The sequence below is a fragment of the Bacillus pumilus genome (assembly GCF_003431975.1).
GTDB classification, from domain to species: Bacteria; Bacillota; Bacilli; order Bacillales; family Bacillaceae; genus Bacillus; species Bacillus pumilus_N.
Genome location: NZ_CP027116.1, coordinates 2,234,810 through 2,257,286, shown reverse-complemented (window position 1 = coordinate 2,257,286; position 22,477 = coordinate 2,234,810). Strand labels below are relative to the sequence as shown.

At 40.9% G+C, this 22,477-nt stretch carries 25 protein-coding genes, 1 pseudogene and 1 riboswitch; of the genes and pseudogenes, 22 read left to right on the top strand and 4 right to left on the bottom strand.

What is annotated here, in order from left to right:
* Window position 1: 1 nt before the first annotated feature.
* On the bottom strand, window positions 2-1,282 hold the full coding sequence (locus tag C5695_RS11660; RefSeq protein WP_117730872.1) for an MFS transporter: 1,281 nt from the start codon (window positions 1,280-1,282) through the stop codon (window positions 2-4).
* Between the two features lie 263 nt (window positions 1,283-1,545).
* On the opposite strand from C5695_RS11660, the gene C5695_RS11655 reads away from it, so the two are divergent.
* The 7 genes and pseudogenes from C5695_RS11655 to C5695_RS11620 all read left to right on the top strand — a co-directional run bounded on the left by C5695_RS11655 (window position 1,546) and on the right by C5695_RS11620 (window position 5,919).
* Complete coding sequence (locus C5695_RS11655; protein ID WP_117730871.1) at window positions 1,546-2,127, top strand: TetR/AcrR family transcriptional regulator; 582 nt, start codon at window positions 1,546-1,548, stop codon at window positions 2,125-2,127.
* A 221-nt stretch (window positions 2,128-2,348) separates the two neighbouring features.
* Window positions 2,349-2,585 carry a DUF2164 domain-containing protein gene (locus C5695_RS11645; protein WP_017359788.1) on the top strand — a complete coding sequence of 79 codons (237 nt, stop codon included), beginning with the start codon at window positions 2,349-2,351 and terminating at the stop codon, window positions 2,583-2,585.
* A gap of 234 nt (window positions 2,586-2,819) precedes the next feature.
* Window positions 2,820-3,164: a hypothetical protein gene (locus tag C5695_RS11640; RefSeq protein ID WP_117730870.1), complete on the top strand. Its 345-nt coding sequence runs from the start codon at window positions 2,820-2,822 to the stop codon at window positions 3,162-3,164.
* A 114-nt stretch (window positions 3,165-3,278) separates the two neighbouring features.
* A riboswitch (FMN riboswitch) is annotated at window positions 3,279-3,420 on the top strand.
* A gap of 252 nt (window positions 3,421-3,672) precedes the next feature.
* Complete coding sequence (gene ribE / locus C5695_RS11635) at window positions 3,673-4,323, top strand: riboflavin synthase (RefSeq protein ID WP_117730869.1); 651 nt, start codon at window positions 3,673-3,675, stop codon at window positions 4,321-4,323.
* Window positions 4,324-4,334: 11 nt separating this feature from the next.
* Window positions 4,335-4,931 (top strand): annotated as a pseudogene (gene ribB / locus C5695_RS11630) (3,4-dihydroxy-2-butanone-4-phosphate synthase); the annotation flags it as partial.
* A 56-nt stretch (window positions 4,932-4,987) separates the two neighbouring features.
* On the top strand, window positions 4,988-5,452 hold the full coding sequence (gene ribE / locus C5695_RS11625; protein ID WP_117730867.1) for a 6,7-dimethyl-8-ribityllumazine synthase: 465 nt from the start codon (window positions 4,988-4,990) through the stop codon (window positions 5,450-5,452).
* A gap of 113 nt (window positions 5,453-5,565) precedes the next feature.
* Window positions 5,566-5,919, top strand: coding sequence for a GNAT family N-acetyltransferase (locus C5695_RS11620; RefSeq protein WP_117730866.1), 354 nt, complete (start codon window positions 5,566-5,568; stop codon window positions 5,917-5,919).
* A gap of 24 nt (window positions 5,920-5,943) precedes the next feature.
* Here the strand turns inward: C5695_RS11620 and C5695_RS11615 are convergent, their stop codons facing one another.
* Together C5695_RS11615 and C5695_RS11610 are read right to left on the bottom strand one after the other, a co-directional pair.
* A complete protein-coding gene (locus C5695_RS11615) occupies window positions 5,944-6,468 on the bottom strand; it encodes a DUF309 domain-containing protein (RefSeq protein ID WP_117730865.1) in 525 nt (174 codons plus the stop codon).
* Between the two features lie 87 nt (window positions 6,469-6,555).
* Window positions 6,556-6,648, bottom strand: a complete 93-nt coding sequence (locus C5695_RS11610) for a YjcZ family sporulation protein (protein WP_012010430.1) — start codon at window positions 6,646-6,648, stop codon at window positions 6,556-6,558.
* A gap of 210 nt (window positions 6,649-6,858) precedes the next feature.
* Here C5695_RS11610 and C5695_RS11605 point away from each other — a divergent pair, with 210 nt between their 5' ends.
* The 15 genes from C5695_RS11605 to C5695_RS11535 all read left to right on the top strand — a co-directional run bounded on the left by C5695_RS11605 (window position 6,859) and on the right by C5695_RS11535 (window position 20,649).
* Window positions 6,859-7,617: a segregation/condensation protein A gene (locus tag C5695_RS11605; RefSeq protein ID WP_117730864.1), complete on the top strand. Its 759-nt coding sequence runs from the start codon at window positions 6,859-6,861 to the stop codon at window positions 7,615-7,617.
* Window positions 7,607-8,200 carry an SMC-Scp complex subunit ScpB gene (scpB, locus tag C5695_RS11600; protein WP_117730863.1) on the top strand — a complete coding sequence of 198 codons (594 nt, stop codon included), beginning with the start codon at window positions 7,607-7,609 and terminating at the stop codon, window positions 8,198-8,200. Before C5695_RS11605 ends, scpB begins: the two co-directional genes overlap by 11 nt.
* Window positions 8,201-8,313: 113 nt before the next feature.
* Window positions 8,314-8,793, top strand: a complete 480-nt coding sequence (locus tag C5695_RS11595) for a YpuI family protein (protein WP_117730862.1) — start codon at window positions 8,314-8,316, stop codon at window positions 8,791-8,793.
* A 101-nt stretch (window positions 8,794-8,894) separates the two neighbouring features.
* Window positions 8,895-10,046 (top strand): D-alanyl-D-alanine carboxypeptidase family protein, encoded by a 1,152-nt coding sequence (locus C5695_RS11590; RefSeq protein ID WP_117730861.1) that lies wholly within the window; start codon window positions 8,895-8,897, stop codon window positions 10,044-10,046.
* Window positions 10,034-10,621 carry a nucleoside recognition domain-containing protein gene (locus C5695_RS11585; protein ID WP_106037951.1) on the top strand — a complete coding sequence of 196 codons (588 nt, stop codon included), beginning with the start codon at window positions 10,034-10,036 and terminating at the stop codon, window positions 10,619-10,621. Before C5695_RS11590 ends, C5695_RS11585 begins: the two co-directional genes overlap by 13 nt.
* A 4-nt stretch (window positions 10,622-10,625) precedes the next feature.
* Entirely contained in the window at window positions 10,626-11,162 is a 537-nt protein-coding gene (locus C5695_RS11580) for a spore maturation protein (protein ID WP_117730860.1), read from the top strand.
* A gap of 126 nt (window positions 11,163-11,288) precedes the next feature.
* Window positions 11,289-12,023, top strand: a complete 735-nt coding sequence (gene rluB, locus C5695_RS11575; RefSeq protein WP_117730859.1) for a 23S rRNA pseudouridine(2605) synthase RluB — start codon at window positions 11,289-11,291, stop codon at window positions 12,021-12,023.
* Between the two features lie 90 nt (window positions 12,024-12,113).
* A complete protein-coding gene (gene resA / locus C5695_RS11570; protein ID WP_117730858.1) occupies window positions 12,114-12,644 on the top strand; it encodes a thiol-disulfide oxidoreductase ResA in 531 nt (176 codons plus the stop codon).
* Between the two features lies 1 nt (window position 12,645).
* Window positions 12,646-14,325: a cytochrome c biogenesis protein ResB gene (resB, locus tag C5695_RS11565; protein ID WP_117730857.1), complete on the top strand. Its 1,680-nt coding sequence runs from the start codon at window positions 12,646-12,648 to the stop codon at window positions 14,323-14,325.
* Entirely contained in the window at window positions 14,309-15,487 is a 1,179-nt protein-coding gene (ccsB, locus tag C5695_RS11560; protein ID WP_117730856.1) for a c-type cytochrome biogenesis protein CcsB, read from the top strand. The genes resB and ccsB overlap by 17 nt, the downstream gene beginning before the upstream one ends.
* An 87-nt stretch (window positions 15,488-15,574) precedes the next feature.
* Window positions 15,575-16,297, top strand: a complete 723-nt coding sequence (locus C5695_RS11555; protein ID WP_003215596.1) for a response regulator transcription factor — start codon at window positions 15,575-15,577, stop codon at window positions 16,295-16,297.
* A complete protein-coding gene (locus C5695_RS11550) occupies window positions 16,294-18,075 on the top strand; it encodes an ATP-binding protein (protein ID WP_117730855.1) in 1,782 nt (593 codons plus the stop codon). Before C5695_RS11555 ends, C5695_RS11550 begins: the two co-directional genes overlap by 4 nt.
* Before the next feature lie 200 nt (window positions 18,076-18,275).
* Complete coding sequence (sigX, locus tag C5695_RS11545) at window positions 18,276-18,884, top strand: RNA polymerase sigma factor SigX (protein ID WP_117730854.1); 609 nt, start codon at window positions 18,276-18,278, stop codon at window positions 18,882-18,884.
* Window positions 18,796-19,905 carry a sigma X negative regulator gene (locus C5695_RS11540; protein ID WP_117730853.1) on the top strand — a complete coding sequence of 370 codons (1,110 nt, stop codon included), beginning with the start codon at window positions 18,796-18,798 and terminating at the stop codon, window positions 19,903-19,905. Before sigX ends, C5695_RS11540 begins: the two co-directional genes overlap by 89 nt.
* Before the next feature lie 99 nt (window positions 19,906-20,004).
* Window positions 20,005-20,649 carry a M23 family metallopeptidase gene (locus C5695_RS11535; protein ID WP_117730852.1) on the top strand — a complete coding sequence of 215 codons (645 nt, stop codon included), beginning with the start codon at window positions 20,005-20,007 and terminating at the stop codon, window positions 20,647-20,649.
* Between the two features lie 34 nt (window positions 20,650-20,683).
* Here the strand turns inward: C5695_RS11535 and serA are convergent, their stop codons facing one another.
* Window positions 20,684-22,258 (bottom strand): phosphoglycerate dehydrogenase, encoded by a 1,575-nt coding sequence (gene serA / locus C5695_RS11530; RefSeq protein ID WP_117730851.1) that lies wholly within the window; start codon window positions 22,256-22,258, stop codon window positions 20,684-20,686.
* Window positions 22,259-22,477: the final 219 nt, after the last annotated feature.

Genomic DNA, 22,477 nt, shown 5'->3' with positions numbered 1-22,477 from the left:
CTTAATTGCGGTGTTTTTTTATGTTTAAATCTGATTTTCTGGTTATTTGTTCCGTGAGGCGGTAGGTGATCATCCAATATAAAAGGGCTAAGGCGCTAATAGAGGCACCAAATAGGCATACCCCGCTCCAGCCACCATTTGCGTATATGCTGGTTGAAACAATGGAACCGGTCGCACTGCCGATAGAGTAAAAAATCATATAAGCAGCGGTAAGCCGGCTTCTCGCTTCAGGCCGCACTGTGAAAATCATACTCTGATTGGTCACATGTACTGCCTGCACAGAGAGGTCAAGAATGATAATACCGATGATTAATAAAATAAGTGAATATTCAGTGGAAAAGATAAAAAACCATGAAACGAGTAATAGAACAAGGGCTATGCACGTTGTTAATTGTCCTAAGCCTCGATCAGCAAGGCTTCCAGCCCGTGTAGCACCTAATGCTCCGGCAGCTCCAGCAAGACCAAATGCACCAATCGCCGTATGTGTAAGATTGTATGGCGAGGTGCTGAGTGGCAGCACGAGCGAAGTCCACAGCGTACCAAACACGACAAAAATTAGAAAACCTAGTATTCCACGGATACGTAGAATTCGTTCTTGTCTGAACAATGTAAACATGGAAGTGAGTAGGTTCACATAGGATATTGAGGCTCTCTCGCTACCAGCACGCGGGAGATACCGGTACAACACGCCAGTTATGGTGAGCATCATAACGGCAGAAACGAGATAGACAGATCTCCAGCCAGCAAGATCGGTTAGCACACCGGCAAACGTTCGTGCGAGAAGAATACCAATCACAATCCCACTTTGGACCAAGCCCACGATACGTCCGCGTTCTTCAGGGGCAGCCCATGTCGCTGCGAATGCTACGAGTACCTGAGTGACCACTGCAAGCAGTCCAACCGCAGCAAGTCCTATGAACAGGACGATGGCGGTAGGGGCAATGCCGACTAGAGTGAGAGATAACACGGATACTAGCATCTGAGTAATGATGAGACGCCGTTGATTGAACAAATCACCAAGTGGTACGATCAGTAGCAGTCCCAGCGCATAACAAAGCTGAGTAATCGTAATGACGATGCCAATGGATGAATAGCTAATACCAAACTCAGAGGCGAGGGAGTCTAATAATGGTTGTGCAAAGTATATGTTTGCAACTGCCATCCCGCAAGCTGTCGCAAACAGCAGTGCCATATAACGAGTCATCGTAGATCTGGTGCCTATTTGTAGATGAGTCGTTTCCAGATCAGGGTGTTCACCGGAGGTCATTTTTTCTTTTTTCATGCATTTCATCATCTCCTTTTGTACTATTAAGTATAATATACTGATCAGTATAAAATGATTCCTGTTAAGGATAACCAACGAAACCTTTTAAAGTCAAGAAATTGATCAGTTTCTGTGTAGTAATCTTGAGGAAGGAAGTCGATTTGACAATGAGACGCCATTAAAATAAAATTATAATATACTGTTTGGTATAGAAAAGTGATATCTTATAAGAAAATGGTTGATTTTTGAAAAGATTTTATGATTGAAATGAGGGATTGATAATGGTTCGTCAACGGGAATTTGATGAGGAAAAAGCGTTAGATGAGGCCATGTTGCTTTTTTGGGAGAAGGGATATAAGGCCACTACACTAAGGGATTTGACGGCGAAAATGGGAATACAGCGACCGAGCTTATACTCAGCGTTTGGAGACAAAGAGGACTTATTTGAAGCAGCATTACGCAAATATACAAATCGGCATGCAGTTCATATACGAAAAAAACTTCAAAACAATCTATCTACAAAGGAAGCATTTCATACATTATTTGCTGAATTAGTAGAAGAGGAATATGGAGATGGGCTGAGTAAGGGGTGCTTCTGCATTAATACAATAGTGGAGCTTGCTCCCCACGAAAAGAAATTTGAAATTCTTACAAGAGAGCATCAGATGTATCTTTCGGTCATTTTTGAAGAAAAAATTGTACAAGGTATTCGCTCGGGTGAGCTCGAAAGCAGACTGAATGCCAAAGCCCTAGCACAGGCGCTGGTCGTTTCTTTCATTGGACTTACCGTCCTCATGAAATCTCGTCCAGAGCGTTCATTTGTAGATGATTCTGTAGCCACGATACTATCCATTTTGAAATAAACAGTCTACGTGGAAAACAGTCAATATAGGGAAAGCGTATTTTGATCATGCTATCAAAACACGCTTTTTCTTTTATGGTGTTATGGACAGAACTCGTTTTTGTGATATGATAAGAGAACAAACATTCGCATCGTAGCTTTCACCATATTTAGCTCAAAAAATAGGTAACAGTGCAAATCAAAAAAAGCGTGTAGTCATGCTGAAAGAAAGTAGGAGATACTTTGAAACCACTAACAAAAGAAGAGAAAAATCAAATGATGATTGCCATTCAGCGTTACTTTGCCGAAGAACGAGAAGAAGAGATTGGTGAATTAGCAGCCATCAACATATTAGAATTTATCACAAAACATCTTGGAAGCTACTATTATAATCAAGGGGTTCGTGACAGCCGGAACATCGCTGTTCAGAGATCACAATTGTTAGAGGAAGATCTATTCGCACTAGAGAAAAGAATATAATCAAAAAGCTAGTCTATCATGTTCGCCCTGGTAGCAGATAAAGAGGAAAAAAGACCCCCTTAATAAAGAACGCATATTCGTATCATATGTAATGATGAAAAGGTGGAACCAAAAGTCCATTTGAATCGTTATATAAGTAACCATTAATGAAAATCAGCTTTTTTGGTTTTATTTCATTAAAAGAAGGAATAAAACATACAAATAGGCGAAGTGCAGATGATGGAGGTTCTAAATATGGGGAAAATTAAATTAAAGATCGCAATCTTATTTGTTTTACTGGTTTGTTTAGGTGCAGGTTATTTATACATGAATGGCATAAAAATTGAAGATGTGCCAACAGCCATTGGTGAAAGCTTAACAAACAATGATAAAGATTACACCATCTATGAATATACCATTACAAAGATTGATGGAAATGAATATTACGGTCAAGCAAAAAATGGCACCAAAATCATTTTCAATGGAAAGAAATTCGAAGATGATGTAGCCGATTTGAAGAAGGGCGATCGTATTAAAGCCTACTTTAGTAATGAAAAAAGAATAGATGGACTGATAAAAGTAGTAAAAGTCGTAAATTAAAAAGTCTCCTTTCCTAGAAGGAGGCTTTTTTGTGAATTCAATGAAGAAATCTTGATTGTTGCATTTGACAACAAGGATCGATATAATAGCCCCTAAGGACAGCTAAATATCGATTGTATCCTTCGGGGCAGGGTGAAAATCCCGACCGACGGTAATAAAGCAAATGCTTTACAGCCCGTGACCCGTTAATTTATTAACGGTTGATTCAGTGAAAAGCTGAAGCCGACAGTGAAAGTCTGGATGGGAGAAGGATAAAGAAAGCTATGAACGAAAAATATTTCTTGATCATAGTTTTATTTCTGATGCAAAAAACCAAAGCCCCGGAATTTTTTCCGGGGCTTTCTGTATGTACATGTAGTGTCATAGACCACATGCAGTGTTTATTAGGTGATCCCTCATCTACCTTGTATGGACCATAAAAGCGACGAAGGTGTTCAATCGATCACATGTCCCTAACATCGCTTTTTTATAAAGTGAGAAATACAAATGAAAAGAAAGGGAGGATCACATGTTTACGGGGATAATTGAAGAAGTAGGCACCGTTCAGTCATTAAGCAAAAAATCAGCGGATGCTATGGAAATTGTCATTAAGTGTAGCCGTGTACTCGAAGATGTCCATCTTGGAGATAGCATTGCGATCAATGGTGTATGTCTCACAGTTACCAGCTATACTAAAGCACAGTTCGCAGCAGATGTAATGCCAGAGACGGTCAAAGCGACATCGCTAGATCAGCTGACATCAGGTAGTCCAGTGAATTTAGAACGGGCCATGTCCTCGAATGGACGATTCGGCGGCCATTTTGTCTCAGGTCATGTTGACGGAACGGCAGTCATTACCCGAATAGAAAAGAAAAGTAATGCCATTTACTATGATTTAGAGATGGACAAGGCCCTCACAGACATGCTCACGCAAAAGGGTTCAATCGCAATTGATGGTGTCAGCTTAACCATTTTTGATTTGCGAGATTCACACGTCACAGTCTCTATTATTCCTCATACGCTTGAAGGAACTATTTTCCCGACTAAATCTATGGGAGAGATTGCGAATATAGAGTGTGACATGATCGGTAAATATATTTACTGCTTTTTAACAAAAGAACAAGGTGAAAAGCAGCCATCCCGATTGACCCCATCATTTTTAAAAGAGCACGGATTCTAGGAGGCGATTGTATGTATCATTCAGTAGAAGAAGCAGTAAATGCTCTCAAACTAGGAGAAATCATTATCGTAGTGGATGATGAAGACAGAGAAAACGAAGGAGATTTTGTGGCACTTGCTGAGCATGCCACGCCTGAAGTCATTAACTTCATGGCTTTACATGGAAGAGGCCTCATTTGTACACCGGTTCATGAGTCAATCGCTAAACAACTGAACCTGCATCCAATGGTAGAGCAAAATACGGATGCGCACCATACAGCGTTTACAGTGAGTATCGATCATGTGACAACGACGACTGGTATTAGTGCATTTGAGCGTTCAACGACCATGCTGGCCATGTTAAATAAAGACGCAACACCAGAAGAATTTGCCCGCCCAGGTCATGTGTTTCCGCTTATTGCAAAAGAGGGCGGTGTACTAGAAAGACCAGGACATACAGAGGCGGCGATTGATCTTGCGAAACTGGCAGGTTCAGAGCCAGCAGGAGTCATCTGTGAAATTATGAATGCGGATGGCTCCATGGCGCGCGTCCCTGAATTAAAGGAAATTCAAAAACAGCATGGTTTAAAGATGCTGACAATAGAAGCATTGCAAACGTATTTAAACAATGACCGAACAGCAACTATTGAAACAAAATAAAAATCACAAAAAAGGATGATCAACATATGAATACAATACAAGGGCATGTAGTAGCAGAAGGACTAAAATTTGCAATCGTCGTAGCGAGATTTAATGATTTTATTACAAGTAAACTGCTAGATGGAGCAGAAGATACCTTGCTCAGACACGGAGCAAACGGTGACGATATTGATGTCGTGTGGGTACCGGGTGCTTTTGAAATTCCGTACATGGCTAAAAAATTAGCTGAAACAAATAAATACGATGCCGTCATTACACTTGGAACCGTGATCCGTGGCGCAACAACTCACTATGATTACGTTTGTAATGAAGCTGCTAAAGGAATTGCTCAAAGCGCTATGTCAACAGGGGTACCAATTATCTTTGGTGTACTAACAACGGAATCCATTGAACAAGCCATCGAAAGAGCCGGTACGAAAGCAGGAAATAAAGGCAGCGAATCGGCTGCAGCTGCCATTGAAATGGCGAATCTCAATCGAACGTTTCGTTAATTTAGTGAAAAAGAGTTTAAAAACGGTATAAAAATGTTTATAATGTGTGATGAGTAAATGATTCGAAAGACATTTGCTGGATATTAGGATAATTTGAATATTGAGGGGTATATATGTTAATTCGTTACAAGAGGTCTTTTGAAAAAATTGCCATGGGGCTACTCTCCTTCATGCCGGGTGAGAAAGACGTCAAACAGCTTCAGCAGACGATGAAGTCGTATGAAATGGATGAAAATCGGCAGCTGTTCCTTTGGAAAGATGGCGAGGATATCGTAGGTGCCATTGGTGTGTTGAAAACAGACGACCAAGTACAAATCGAGCATATTAGTGTGAATCCATCCCATCGTGATCAAGGAATCGGCAAGGAAATGATTTTAGCCGTGGAAGAGGTATTCAAAACCAAAACACTCATTCCAAATGAATTAACGCAAGGCTTCTTTCATAAGTGTCACAGCGAAACAAATTAAATATCACACATGTAAAAGCAGAGGCTACCGTCCTCTGCTTTTTTTACGTTCGATCTGCTTTTTTCGTTCAAGCAATACATCTGTCCGGTCACGCAGTCTATGTTTTTCAATCAAAAATGTGTGAGATAAGTTGCTTTCCTGTCCAAAGGTCAACCCTTCTTTTTGGGCCATTTCTTTGCATAAAGAAAGAAGCACTTCATCTTTAATCGGGATCATGACACTCTCGTAGGGCATGTCTTCAGCCATTTTCTTTTTCAGTGTTCTCAGAAGTATAAGAAATGCCTCCTCATCCAGGCCGAGGTTTGATAAGATAGGGCGGTTTGCTTCTAGCAAGTGCAGGCTGTTGGAAATGAGCCGTTTTGCTCCTTTTCCATTTCCCCGTCTTTGATGATATAAAGCAACGGCAAGCTGAATGAAACCAACCCAATATTCTTTGCGCTGCTCAGGTGGGTCTTCCTTCCAATATTCCTCAAGAATTTCATGACACTCAAAATAATCTCTTGTCGTATGAAATTCATGTAAAAAAGCCACGTACGCTTCAGGATACACAGCGGTCATCTCCTTTTCCACTCTCAGTCTAACATATTGAAAAGAAAAGAAGAAAGAGCGCCCTTAGTGAAAGAACGCTCTGTTTCTTTAATAAACCCAAGCCGCGCCAACGATGATCAGCAAGATGAAAAGCACGACAATAAGCGCGAATCCTCCGCCAAAGTTATAGCCATCTCCCATAATGATACGGCCTCCTTTTTTCATCAGTTCTGATTACAATGGTATTCTATGTATAAATGCCCTAAGTGGTATGGGCGAATCCACTGTTTTTCTTGTTTTGCCCACGGCAGCATGGTCGAAATTATATTGGACGAGAGCTTTATCCTGTCTTATACTAAAGGTTAGCCGGTGAAACGGTACTTAGAAGACAGTAGAAATGGTGAGAATAAAATGCTGGAATATCAGGTGAAAATAGATTCGTTTGAAGGTCCTTTGGACTTACTTTTACATTTAATCAATCGATTGGAAATTGATATTTATGATATTCCTGTCGCTAAAATTACGGAGCAGTATTTATTATATGTCCATACAATGAGGGAGCTTGAACTTGATGTGGCAAGCGAATATTTAGTGATGGCAGCAACCCTCCTGAGTATTAAAAGCAGAATGCTCCTTCCGAAACAGGAGGAAGAGCTATTTGATGAAGACCTGCTGGAAGAAGAAGAGGACCCTCGAGAAGAGCTGATTGGCAAATTAATTGAATACCGCAAGTATAAAAATGCAGCACAAGAACTAAAGGAACGCGAGGAAGAAAGGCAAAATGCCTTTACAAAACCACCGAGTGATTTAAGTGAATTTGCAAAAGAATCGGAAGCGAAGGACACAAATTTACACGTCACGGTGTATGATATGTTAGGTGCGTTCCAAAAGGTATTGAACCGAAAAAAAATAACGAAACCAGCACCATCTAAGATTACAAGACAAGAAATCCCGATTGAAGACAAAATGAATGAGATTATGAACCATTTAAGAAAAACGAAAAAGCGGACCAATTTCATGACTCTATTTCAACATGATCAAAAGGAACACCTTGTCGTGACGTTTCTTGCTGTTCTCGAATTGATGAAAAGTCATCAAATCATGTTAGAGCAGGAAGGGAACTTTGAAGACATTTATATCGTAGGGAGTGAAACGATTCATGACGCTTGATATCGTGAATTGGAAAGCCATCTTAGAAGCGCTGCTGTATGCAGCAGGGGACGAAGGCTTAACAAAAAAACAGCTCATGTCTGTTCTTGAAGTAGAAGAGGTAGCATTACTCGACATGATGTCTGCCGTAAAAGAAGAATATCAAAAACAAGAACGAGGGATTGAGCTCATTGAATATGCAGATTCGTATATGCTGCTCACGAAAAAAGAATACAGCATTTATTTGAAAAAATTAGTCGAGACCCCATCCAAAGGTTTGTCACAGGCAGCACTAGAGGTACTCGCAATCGTTTCTTATAAACAGCCAATCACACGCAGTGAGGTAGAGGAGATCAGAGGCGTCAAATCAGAGCGGGTGCTTCATAGTTTAGTAGCCAAAGCGTTGCTCTGTGAAGTTGGACGTGCTGATGGTCCTGGAAGAGCGATTCTCTATGGGACAACACCTACCTTTTTAGAGCAGTTTGGCTTAAAAGCCTTGGATGAATTACCGCCTCTTCCAGAGAATGTGGAAGCAGATGGTGTACAAGAAGAGGCTGATCTATTTTTTGAAAACTTCAATCAAACATTTGAAGACATAAAATAGTTCAAAAGAAGGAAAAATGTATGATAAAATATAAAAAAGATTTTAGGTCTAACATCTTTTGTTGACAGATAAAATGGTGATAAAGCCATGAGGGGAAGGTAAACACGAAACAAATGGCACATATGAATGTAAAGGCTCAAGTTGATCAAGCAGGCGTTTTTTTATCAAAGGTTACAGTTGAAATGAATGATTTTCTGAACGAAGCGACCTTATCCAGCTTGAAACGATTAAACCCTGAAGCGGAAGCCTATTATTGTGACATATTGAGTACATTACGGAAGCTTGCAGTGTACAGCGAGGATGCAGCGGCAGTTTGCAAAAAAATCAGCCAGCAGCAGACATTCCCGCAGCAAGCCGCACAGCAGATGCTCCACCGTATTTATCATCAATGTATTGAAGAATTTTTTACGCCGAAAAAAGATACATGGTATGAAGACAGTCGTTCCGCGTACACAGGAAAGGGCAGCATTGTGTTCCGTCATGAAGTATCCGCTGAAATGAAACGATTATTTTCTTCATTAGAAAAAGACTTTTTAGCGATGAGAGAAGAGTTAGAATATACGACATCTCATCAGCAAATGAAAATGGTATAAGCAGCGTCTCTCATGCAGAGACGCTTTTTTTATGGACGAGGCATCATAACTTTTTCAGCGGCGCATACACTTGTACAAAACTGACAAGGACGTGAATGAACATGCCCTATTTAAAAATTGGAACAGCAGTCCTTCTTCTATTTACACTCTTACTGCCTTTTTCCTCACATGCCAAAGCAGACATATCATTATCTGTGAGTGCAAGAAGCGCCATTTTAATAGATGGACAGTCAGGCAGAGTCCTATTTGGAAAGGACGAGCATGAAAAAAGGAGAATCGCGAGTATTACGAAGATTATGACGGCGGTATTAGCCATTGAATCAGGAAAAATGAAAGACACTGTCAAGGTATCAAAACGCGCGATTCAAGCAGAGGGCTCATCGATTTATTTAAAAGAAGGGCAGAAGGTGAGCTTAGAAGACTTAACGTACGGGTTAATGCTGCGTTCTGGAAATGATGCAGCTGTTGCCATTGCAGAGCATGTTGGCGGCAGTTTAGAAGGATTTATTTTTATGATGAATCAAAAAGCATCTGAACTAGGGATGGAAAATACACATTTTCAAAATCCTCATGGACTCGATGATCATAAACATCATTATTCATCAGCGTATGACATGGCCATCTTAACAAAATACGCCATGGAGCATAAACAATATCAAAAAATTGCAGGCACGACGTTTTATAAAGCGAAGACAATGGAAGGCTATTGGAAAAATAAAAATAAGCTGCTCACCGGATTATACAAATATTCAACTGGTGGGAAAACGGGATATACAAAGCTTGCAAAACGCACACTTGTTTCTACTGCGGCAAAAGGGGATGCTGCGCTGATCGCTGTGACCATTAATGCGCCAGATGATTGGAAGGATCACATCTCTATGTTTGAATATGCATTTGATCACTACAAAACATACGTACTTGCTGAAAAAGGAAGACTTGCTTCGTTAAAAGGGTCCTTTTACGAAAAAAAAGCATTTATTAAACGTGATGTGGATTATTTTCTAAATGAAGATGAGAAAAAATTAGTAGAAATTGAAACGGAAATGCTTACCCCTCAAAAGAAATGGAAAAAAAACGCCGAAGCCATCCCGGATGTTGTAGGGAAAATGACGTTTTTATTAGATGGCCAAGTGATTGAGCAAGTGCCGATTTTTTATGAGAATAAACAAAACCGAATGCCTCAAAAAAGCTTTCAAGAAATGTTTAAGTCTGTCTTTCAGACATCGATAGGCGGATCTTCATGGTCAATCTAATATGGGTATTCCTCACTGTCATCGGTCTTGTTTATGCGATGTTCAACGGAACGATGGAGGAAGTAAACGAAGCAGTATTTAAGGGCTCAAAAGAAGCAGTCACCATTTCAATTGGTCTGATTAGTGTCCTTGTTTTTTGGCTTGGACTGATGAAGATTGCAGAAGAGGCTGGTCTGTTAAATTTCTTTAGTAAATTGTGCCGTCCCTTTATTTCAAAGCTATTCCCGGAAATTCCTCCTAACCATCCCGCAATGGGATATATTTTGTCCAACCTGATGGCGAATTTCTTTGGTCTCGGAAATGCCGCAACACCATTAGGGATTAAGGCGATGGAGCAGATGAAAGCATTAAATGGCGGAAAAAATGAGGCAAGCCGTTCCATGATTACATTTTTAGCGGTCAACACATCCTCTATCACACTTGTGCCAACAACCGTCATTGCGATTAGAATGACCTATGGTGCAGATCAGCCAACAGACATTGTAGGTCCGACCATTTTGGCGACACTCATTTCAGGAATCGGTGCAATTCTCATTGATCGCTATTTCCACTATCGCAGAAGCAGGCGGGGGTGATCTCGTGTCATTGATTAACTGGCTGTCACTTGCTTTGATCCCACTGATCATCGCAGGGATTTTAATTGCAGGAACCATAAAAAAGGTACCGACCTATGAAACATTTGTCGAGGGTGGGAAAGAGGGCATTCAAATTGCCTTTTCAATCATTCCTTATTTAGTCGGTATGCTTGTCGCCATTACGATCTTCCGTGCGTCAGGTGCGCTTGATTTTGTTATGGGGCTTTTAAAACCCCTCTTTACAGCGATCGGTTTTCCAGCAGAAGTGGTGCCGCTTGCGTTTATTCGTCCGATATCAGGAACGGCTGCACTTGGGATGACATCAGACTTAATTGCGACATATGGACCAGATTCTTTTATTGGGCAGCTCGCAGCTGTTATGCAAGGGTCAACAGATACCACCCTTTACATTTTAACGGTCTATTTTGGAGCAGTTGGTATTAAAAAAATGGGAGATGCGCTGAAAGTAGGTCTGTTAGCAGACCTCATCGGCGTCATTGCATCTGTCATTATCGTTAGTTTGTTATTTAGCGGCGCCTAATGAGGCGCTTTTTTGTATGGAAAATTGCTTTTTAGCTGAAATTAGACAGACGAATCGCTTATTTTTCCACGAATGCTTGTTTGTTTTAAGTCAAGCAAGTAAGATAGTACATGAGGTGAAAGACAAATGGAACGTTTACAGAAAGTAATTGCACATGCCGGCGTCGCTTCAAGACGAAAGGCTGAAGAATTAATTAAAGAAGGACGAGTTACCGTTAATGGTCAAACAGTGACTGAGCTCGGAGTAAAGGTGGGCTCTTCAGATAAAATTGAAGTCAACGGATTAAAGCTTGAAAGAGAAGAACCAGTTTACTTCATGCTGTATAAACCGCGCGGCGTCATTTCAGCTGCCGAGGATGATAAAGGACGTAAAGTCGTTACAGACTTCTTTGATGATGTCCCGCAGCGCCTGTACCCAATCGGGCGTTTAGATTATGATACGAGCGGTTTGATTTTAATCACAAATGATGGGGAGTTTGCCCATAAGCTTATGCATCCAAAATATCAAATTGATAAAACGTATGCAGCGAAGCTAAAAGGCATTCCATCAAAGGAATTGCTTAGAAAGCTTGAAAAAGGGATTATGTTAGATCATAAAAAGACTGCACCTGCGCGTGCCAAAATGCTTTCTATTGATAAACGAAAACAAACATGTATCGTCCAATTAACCATTCATGAAGGCAGAAACAGACAAGTTCGTCGCATGTTTGAAGCGATCGGCCACGATGTGTTAAAGCTTAAAAGAGAACAATATGCGTTCCTTCACATTGAAGGCATGAGACCAGGAGACCGCAGAGAATTGTCTCCTCATGAAGTCAAGCGCCTGAGAGCAATTGCGGATCATGGGAAAAGCGCTTTTTAATTTTCACATAAACTTCAAAAAATGAAGAAGCATCAAAAGAAGGAGAATGCTATAATTTACCTGAATGTCTATGGGGAAGGGGTACTTCAGATGAAGAAAAGACGGTTTTTCATACGGACGGGCATTCTCCTCGTGATGCTTGCTGCACTATGTTATACGATGTATAACTCAGTATTTGCCAAACAGGATCGAGTCAAAGAAGGATCTATTGCGCCAAATTTTGTCCTTCAATCAGTGGATGGGGAACGGATTGAATTAAAGGACTTAAAGGGCAAAGGCGTCTTTCTTAATTTTTGGGGGACCTGGTGTGGTCCGTGTAAACAAGAATTTCCTTACATGGCGAATCAATATGAATTGTTCAAGGATCGCGGTGTGGAAATTGTTGCAGTCAATGTTGCCGAATCCAAGATTGCCGTGAAAAATTTTATGGAAGCCTATGGCGTGAATTTTCCTGTTGCCATGGACAAAGATCGCCAAGTGACAGAGGCCTATGATATTACGCCGCTGCCAACTACATTTTTAATTAATCCTGAAGGCAAGGTAATCAAAGTCATAAAGGGGACCATGACAGAACGTAATGTCTATGAATATATGAATTTGATTAAACCAAAGGGGTCATAGAATGAAAGAGGTAAAGTGCGAGTGTGGACATATTAATCCAATCGGAACTGTTCTATGTGAATCATGCGGAAATCCCATTGCGGCTAATGAGAAAAACTCTTCAAAGCTGCTTGATATGAGATATGACGGCAGTGCAAGACGCTCGCAAACATACAACAAAACGATTGTTGATAAAGTATGGAACTTTTTTTCTTCCGTTAAAGTGGGTGTGTGGCTCATTGTCATTACACTGCTTGCCTCCTCACTAGGAACTATTTTTCCGCAGGAGCGATTTATTCCGCCAGGTGCATCTGCTTCCACCTATTATGAAGAGCAATATGGGTCGTTCGGTAAGTTGTATTACATACTTGGATTCCATGATCTTTATAATTCTTGGTGGTTTTTAGCATTAGTTGCATCCATCGGAATCTCCCTTGTCATTTGCAGTCTCGACCGGGTCATTCCTCTTTATCGAGCACTCAAAAACCAAGGGGTTATCAAAAAAGAAGGCTTTATGAGAAGACAGCGTCTGTTCAGTGAAACAGACAAAACGTTAGATCAGCATACATATGAAGGCATCATAAGAGCAATGAAACAAAAGCGTTACCGTGTACGAGAAGAAAACGGACATATTTTAGCTGAAAAAGGCCGCTTTTCACGCTGGGGCCCTTACGTCAATCACATTGGATTAATCATCTTTCTTATTGGATCGATGCTCCGGTTTGTCCCGGGCATGTACGTGGATGAAACGCTATGGGTCAGAGAGGGTGAAACTGCCCCAATCCCAGGTACAAATGGTCAATATTTTTTGAAAAATAATGCGTTCTCAATAGACCGCTATGAAACTGGAAATGAAAAAGAAGTGTTTGAGAATGCGATTGAAAGAGCTGGCGATGGTCAAGTGGTGAAAAGTTATAAAACCGACGCCATTTTATACAAACGTGAAGGCGAAGTTGTTTTGGGTGAAAAGCCTAAGCTGAAGCAGGTAACAGAACATGATATTAAAGTGAACGAACCGCTCAAGTTTGATCATTTTTCATTATATCAAGTAGATTTTAAACAAAATGAACTCGATCAAATGGTCTTTCAGCTGATTCGTAAAGATACAGAGAAATCTTTCGGAACAGTGAAGATTAATCTGCTGGAGCCTAAGTCAGAATATGATCTTGGTAGCGGTTACAAAGTCAAAGTGATGAGCTATCTCCCTGATTTTTATTTTGACGATGATGGAACGCCGAGTACGAAAACAAGGAATCCGAATAATCCTGCTTTCGTGTTTGAAATGATTTCTCCCGAAAAGCCTAAAGGTGAAAAAAGCTTTGTGGCGATTCAAGAGACAGTAGAAGGCTCTGATAACAACATGTATAAAATGAAGTTTGATCGAGTGGAAACGAAAAACGTCACGGGATTGACGGTAAGAAAAGATTTAACTCTCGGGGTGCTCATCGTAGGCGGCATTATCTTCATGATTGGTGTCGTACAGGGGATGTATTGGCAGCATAGAAGAATTTGGCTGTCTGCAAAGGATGGAAAAGTATTTGTGGCAGGACACACAAACAAAAACTGGTTCGGTATAAAGTCTGATCTCAATGTGCTATTAAGGGACAGTGGCATCAAACAGCCAGTTGATCAAAAAGAACTGCCTGATACAACAAGTATCAGCAAGAGCAAGGGGGAAGGATTAGATGGCGGCAGTCAGTGAAAACCTGTTATTTGCAGCTTTTCTATTTTATTTAGCGGCAGTTCCTTTTTTTGGCGGTGCTATTAAAGGAAAAAAGAAAGTCGATGGACCGCGCAAGAATAAGGCAGCACTTATCGGCATTACGCTTACCATCATCGGTTTTTTGAGCCAATTAGGCTATTTTATTTCAAGGTGGATAGCGTCTGGTCATGCACCTGTCAGTAATTTGTTTGAATTCACAACAGCTTTTGGCATGATGCTTGTGCTCGCATTCATCATTTTATATTTTGTGTATCAAGTGTCTGTACTTGGGTTATTTACACTTCCAATCGCTTTATTGATTATTGCTTATGCAAGTATGTTCCCATCGGATATTTCGCCGCTGATTCCTTCACTACAAAGTAATTGGCTTTATATTCACGTGACAACAGCGGCACTTGGGCAAGCCATATTAGCGATCAGCTTTGTAGCAGGTGTCATCTTCCTATTAAAACATGTAGATCAAACAAAGCCAGGGAAAAAGACGTTTGGTTTAGAGCTCGTCATGTTTATGATTGTTGTCACACTTGCATTTATCGCTGTCACGTCCATCTTTAGAATGACAGGATATGAAGCGAAATTTAATTGGGTCGATAAAAATAAAGAGGAAAGTGTGATGGTCTATGAGCTGCCGGCTCTAGTTGGACCTCATAAAGGAGAGCTTGTGACGCAAGATCGTTTGGAACCATTTGTTGATTTGCCGCCTGTTTTTTCAGGAAGAAAGGTCAATACGGTGTTATGGTCATTCGGCACGGGGCTGATCTTGTATGGGCTGATTCGATTAATCATTCGCAAACGACTGAGCGCTCTGCTTCAACCGCTCGTGAAACAGGTGAACCTAGATTTAGTCGATGAAATTGGATACAGAGCTGTTTCCATTGGTTTCCCTGTATTTGCGTTAGGCGGGCTCATTTTTGCAATGATCTGGGCGCAAATTGCCTGGACTCGGTTCTGGGGCTGGGACCCGAAGGAAGTATGGGCATTGATTACGTTTCTTTTTTATGCAGCCTATCTTCATCTTCGCTTATCCCGGGGCTGGCATGGTGAAAAGTCCGCATGGTTAGCTGTGATCGGATTCGCTATTATTATGTTTAATCTCATCTTTGTCAATCTTGTGATCGCAGGGCTTCATTCTTACGCGTAATCACATGAAAAAAGGCCAACTTTTATGAATCGATTCGGCTTTTTGTTAAAATGAATGTAACAACGGAGAAAGCAGGAGGATTGTCTAATGGAACACACAACTCAAACGAAAATATTAGTCGTAGATGATGAGGCAAGAATTCGCCGCCTTTTAAAAATGTATTTAGAACGTGAAAATTATGAAATCGATGAAGCGGAAAATGGAGATGAGGCGATTCAAAAAGGGCTTCAAACGGATTATGACCTCATTTTGCTCGATTTAATGATGCCTGGAACAGACGGGATTGAAGTGTGTAATCAAATTCGAGACAAAAAAGCGACGCCAATTATTATGCTGACAGCAAAAGGAGAAGAAGCCAACCGCGTGCAAGGGTTTGAGGCAGGAACGGATGACTATATCGTCAAACCTTTTAGCCCGCGTGAAGTTGTTTTACGTGTGAAGGCATTGCTGAGAAGATCGTCACAAACGTCTTATCTCAATACTGGGACAACTACAAAGGATGTATTGGTATTTTCTCATCTTTCAATTGACCACGATGCACATAGAGTGACGGCTGATGGCAAAGAAGTTAGTCTTACGCCAAAGGAATACGAGCTTTTATATTTCCTTGCGAAAACACCGGATAAGGTTTATGACAGAGAAAAGCTTTTAAAAGAAGTATGGCAGTATGAATTCTTTGGAGACTTGAGAACAGTCGATACACACGTCAAACGACTTCGTGAAAAACTGAATAAAGTGTCTCCAGAAGCTGCGAAAAAAATCGTGACGGTATGGGGTGTCGGTTACAAATTTGAGGTCGGCGCTGAATGAAACTGTGGAAAAGTGTCGTTGGAAAGCTATGGTTAACCATTCTTTTCCTCGTTTTGATCGTGTTATCTATTTTAACCGTGCTTCTTTTAGAGTTCATTGAGAATTATCATGTCGAAGAAGCAAAGTCTGACCTAACGCAAATGGCAAATAAAGTAGCGGTTATTTTAGAGAGCCATGAGGATCAATCGCTCGCAAGGTCTATTACATCAGAGCTTGCTGACAAATTGACGAGTATTGCGATTGTCCAAGAGGACGGGCTAGAATGGTATTCGTCTGAAAAAGATGGGAAGCTTCCTGCGATTACAAAGAAACAAATTGAAGCCGACAGGGATTTAAATCAAGCGCTAAAAGAACGTAAAAAAATTAGCAAACGTGCAGAACCAAATGCAGGCAATCAGAAAGATGAACGAATTGTCGTTGGTGTTCCATATGAGGCAAACGGAAAAAAAGGCATGGTCTTTCTGTCTCAATCACTACTCGCTGTAGAACAAACAACGAAACATACGACGCGTTATATCTTCTTAGCAGCCGGAATTGCCATTGTTCTGACCACTATATTCGCTTTCTTCTTATCAACACGTGTCACCTATCCTCTCAGAAAGATGAGAGAGGGAGCACAGGATTTGGCGAAAGGAAAATTTGATACAAAGATTCCTATTTTAACGCAAGACGAAATTGGAGAACTGGCTATCGCCTTTAACCAAATGGGCAAGCAACTTAAATTCCATATCACAGCCTTAAATCAAGAAAAAGAACATTTGTCCAACATTTTAAGCAGTATGGCTGATGGAGTTATTACCATCAATATTGATGGAACGATCCTCATGACGAATCCTCCTGCAGAACGATTTTTGCAGGCATGGTATTACGAGCAAAATATGAAGATCAAAGACGGAGATGAACTGCCGCCAGAAGCGCGAGAATTGTTTCATACCGCCGTCAGCACAGAAAAAGAGCAAATGATTGAAGTCACGCTGCAAGGACGTACTTGGGTTCTTCTTATGACTCCGCTTTATAATCAGCAGGATGTCAGGGGAGCCGTTGCGGTTCTACGGGATATGACCGAGGAACGAAGACTTGATAAGCTGAGAAAAGACTTCATTGCCAATGTCAGCCATGAACTTCGTACACCAATTGCCATGCTGCAAGGGTATAGTGAGGCGATTGTAGATGATATTGCAGGCTCTGAAGAGGAAAAGAAAGAGATTGCGCAAATTATTTACGACGAATCACTTCGAATGGGGCGTCTTGTGAATGACCTTCTAGATCTAGCAAGAATGGAAGCGGGTCATATTACACTTAATCTTGAATCAACAGATACAGAAGAGCTGACGGAGAAGATCTATCGCAAGTTTCTCGGTATTGCGAAAGAAAAGCAAGTTGACCTCACATATGACATTCAAGTCGATGAACCGCACTTCGTACTAGATCCAGATAAGATTGAGCAGGTGTTTACGAATCTCATTGATAACGCCATTCGTCATACACCTGAGGGCGGAGAGGTTCACTTCTCAGTTCAATCGGTGGAGAATGGGCTGAAAATGGATGTAAAAGATTCGGGAAGCGGAATCCCAGAAGAGGATCTGCCATTTATTTTCGAACGCTTCTATAAAGCGGATAAGGCAAGAACAAGAGGGCGTTCTGGTACTGGACTGGGTCTTGCGATTGTGAAGAACATTGTAGAGGCGCATCAAGGCTCCATTCATGCACATAGTAAAGCGGGTACAGGCACACATTTCACCTTTTACATCCCTAGAAAAAAGCAGGAACTCGTCTAATTTTGACGAACAATCTTGTTACATGAGAAACACTTCTTTTCGAAAGAAAAAGAAGTGTTTTTTATTTTCAAATTTTTAAGGAGAAGTTAAACAAAAAGCCCTTTCAAAATTGTCTAACTTGTAATATATTTGTCATAAAGTTGTAATGTAACGTTTTTTAAGAGTCACTCGACAAAAATAAGTGAACGGAGGGGTTTCCTATGCATGAAACCTTTCAAAAAATATATGATTCGTACCATCAAGATTTGTACCAGTTTTTATTTTATATGGTTAAAGATAAAAATCAGGCAGAGGATCTCGTTCAGGAGGTTTACATTCGGGTACTTCACTCATATAAAACTTTTGAAGGAAGAAGCAGCGAGAAAACATGGCTGTTTTCAATTGCAAGGCATGTAGCGATTGATTGGTTTCGCAAACAGCAAACGATTAGACAGCGGGTGCTCGGCACGTTTGATTGGGATAAGCAGGATGTAAAGGATCCGGACTTGCTCCCAGACGAACTGGCTGTACAGGATGAAAATATAAAAGAAATCTATGCTGCACTTGATCATTGCACGATTGATCAGCGAGCTGTCATCATTTTAAGATTTATCCAGGGCTACTCAATCATGGAGACGGCAAAGGCGCTAAAGTTCTCGGAAAGCAAAGTCAAAACAACGCAGCACCGAGGCCTGAAAGTGCTCCGAAAACATATGGAGCTTTTGAAGGAGGAGCTAGTGAATGAAAACGAACAGGTCCGATTGGAGCGAAGAACGAATCAAGGTGTTACTAAGTCAGCTTCCAAAGGTGGAGGACAACCGTTCCTCTAAGCAGATCTACCAGCAGATGCTGATGGCGAGCGGGAAGAAAAAGAAAAGTGTCAAATGGATCGGTCCAGCAGTCGCAACCGTTGTCGTATTATTTATGGCGTTTTTGATTTCTCCTCATTTATTTCAGCCGGCTGCTCAAGATTATCATCAGCAAATGAAAATGGAATCAAGAGCTGACAAAAGTCAGGTGAACGCCACATTAGAGGCGGTCAAACAGACTGATGGACCCTCACACGTTGTTTCTCGTAAGCAGCAGCAAAAGTATATGACGATTGCATACATAGATGAATCGACCTCTCAGGTGGTGCCAATTAGCATTGAAAAAGAGGATGAGCATGATCACTTGCAGGAAATGATGAACACATATGAGCAGGTGCAGCTGCCTGAAATGACAAAGCCTCTTCAATCTTATATTGATATGGTAGATCTTCGAGAAAAAGGGGATACACTCATCTTTCAGTTAAAAAATGATTTGTCCCTTGATACGTTAAAAGAAGCTAACCGGTTTAAAGATATGGTGAAAGAAACGCTAAAATGGAGTAAGTATGAGCAGGTACAAGTCAAGACAGCCAAAGGCTCCCACCTTCAATTAGGAGCAAATGGACGCATTGGTACGATGTCGATTGAGAAACAAACAAAGCGCGCTTATTATGTATTAGACAACAAAAGCGGAACTTTTTTGGTGCCGTCAAAAACGCATTATTCATCGTATGAAGATGCGGTAGAGGCCATGAAGCGCACAAGCGATGCTGGACTTGATCCATTAATTAAAGACGAACCGATTAAAGCAGTGACGTCTAAAGGAAAACATGTGACTATTACGTTTGGAGCATCAGCGCAATTATCGGACTCAAATGATCATATTCTACTCATTGAAGGTCTGCTGCTCTCAGCGAAAGATTTTGGTTTTACAGAGGTCACCATTCAACAGGCGGGAACAGATCAAGTTGGTCCATATGAATTAGAAGAACCGATAGAGGTACCAGCTTTGCCGAATCCAGTTGTCATAAAAGATCGTTAAAGGACGCAAGAAATTGCGTTCTTTTTTGATGTATAGAAAGTGGCTTCCTTGCTGTATACTAAGCTGTCATAAAAAGAACCTCAAAGAAGGGAGTCACTGATGAAAAGGTATTGCTTCGTATGTGCCAGCTGTTTGCTGTGGATTTTTGTGCCTTTTGTTCATGCACAGGAAACAAGCGAATGGGTGGAGCCAGTGAAAGGAGAAGTCACGGATTTGTTCGGGACAAGAGGTGGCTCGCACAAAGGATTAGACATAGCTGCGCCAGAAGGAGAATCCATATTTGCAGCAAGTGAAGGTGTGGTCACACGTTCGTATGTATCCGCTACATATGGAGAAGCTGTGTTTATACAGCATCCAAATGGATATGAAACGGTCTATGCTCATTTACACGAGCGTTTTGTTAAAGAGAATGACCATGTAGAAGCAGGCCAGCCGATTGGCATTATCGGCAACACAGGGGCTTCTAGAGGCACTCATTTGCATTTTGAGGTGCACAAGGGTAATTGGTCAGTCAGCAAAGAAGATGCGGTAGATCCGCTCACAATCATTGCGATGGATCGTTTCCAAGAGCCGGCTCTTCATGTAAACGGACATGAAAAAAATACATATCTCATTAAACAAGGAGATACCCTTTGGTCGATTGCTAAAACACATGAGATGACTGTGGAACAATTGAAAAAAATCAATAAGCTTACGACTCATCTCATTCGAACGGGAGACCATTTAATGATTTCAACAAAATAAACCTCATGCATTTGCATGAGGTTTATCCTTATTTTTATAGGTCGATCAAGCGGACAGAAAGAATATCTTGTACTTCAGTTAATTCTTTCACTATTTCGTCCTCAAGATGCTTGTCGAATGAAAGCATCATGATGGCTTCGCCGCCTTTTTCTTTACGTCCTACCTGCATCGTCGCAATGTTGACATCATGGTCGCCTAATATTTGTCCAACCTTTCCGATCACACCAGGAGCATCTGTATGCTGGATGTAGACAAGGTGTCCATCTGGATAAAAATCAATATTAAATCCATTAATGGAAACAACGCGTTCTCCTAAATGCGGGATATAGGTTGCTTTTAGAGTAAAGGTTGAAAGGTCTCCTTTGACTTCAATGGAAATGCTGTTTTCGTAACCAGATTCGCTTGAAGAAATTTTTTCACTGAAGCTAATGCCGCGTTCTTTTGCTACCATACCAGCATTTACTTCATTTACAGTCGAATCAACACGCTCTTTTAAAAAGCCTGACAGGAGACTTTTTGTAATAAAAGATGTTTCGAGTTTTGAAATAGAGCCTTCGTAAGAGATGCTCACTTCTTTTACAGGTTCTCTCATTGATTGAGAGACAAGGCGTCCGAGTTTTCCTGCAAACTGATGGTACGGCTGAATCTTTTTGAATTCGTCTTTCGTCATCGCTGGTAGATTAATAGATGACATGACAGGAAGTCCTTTTGCAAATTGAAGTACTTCTTCAGATACTTGCGCCGCTACATTTAATTGTGCTTCTTTCGTCGAAGCGCCAAGATGCGGAGTTGCAATGACATGAGGATGATCTACAAGCGGATTATCAGTAGGAGGCTCTACCTCGAATACATCGAGTGCAGCTCCTGCAACATGACCGCTTTCAAGTGCTTCAAGAAGGTCAGCCTCGTCAATAATGCCACCACGCGCGCAGTTTACTAGGCGAACGCCTTTTTTTGTTTTTGCAATTGTTTCTTTATTGAGAAGTCCTCTTGTTTCTTTTGTTAATGGGGTATGTACAGTGATAATATCCGATACTTCGAGTACTTCATCAAGTGATTTGGCATTGACACCAATTTTTTCTGCACGTTCCTTTGTAAGAAATGGGTCAAATACGTTGACCGTCATGCCAAATGCTCTTGCACGCTGGGCAATTTCGCTTCCGATTCTGCCAAGTCCAACGATCCCTAGAGATTTTCCGTAAAGCTCAGCACCGACATATGCGCCTCTGTTCCATTCTTTTGATTTCACAGAAATATTGGCTTGTGGAATATGACGCATGAGCGATGAAATCATGGCAAATGTATGCTCAGCTGTGGAAATTGTATTACCGTTTGGTGCATTGATGACAATGACGCCATGCTTGGTCGCTTCATCAATATCAATATTATCTACGCCCACACCGGCACGACCGACAATTTTTAGTGAAGTCATTTTTTCATAAAGCTCTTTGGTCACCTTTGTAGCGCTTCTGACAAGTAAGGCATCAAATGTGTGTAATTCATCTTCTGCTTCTGTTACATTCTTTTGGACAATTTCAACAAAATCTGATTCTAAAAGTGGTAATAGACCATCATTGCTCATCTTATCTGACACTAATACTCGAAACATCGTAAGATTTCCTCCTAAAATAAACGTCATAAATATCTGATAATTTACCATATTCCTTTTCGCTGTGTCAATCAAATTAAAGCAGTAAAGCGAAAAAGAAAACACGAACATTTCTTGGTGTCTTGATTAAGAATGGACACCTTTAAACAAAAGATAACCAATTTTTGCGCATTTGTCATTATAATTTTTAAGTTTTTTACGATCTCTTAAAACTGATGA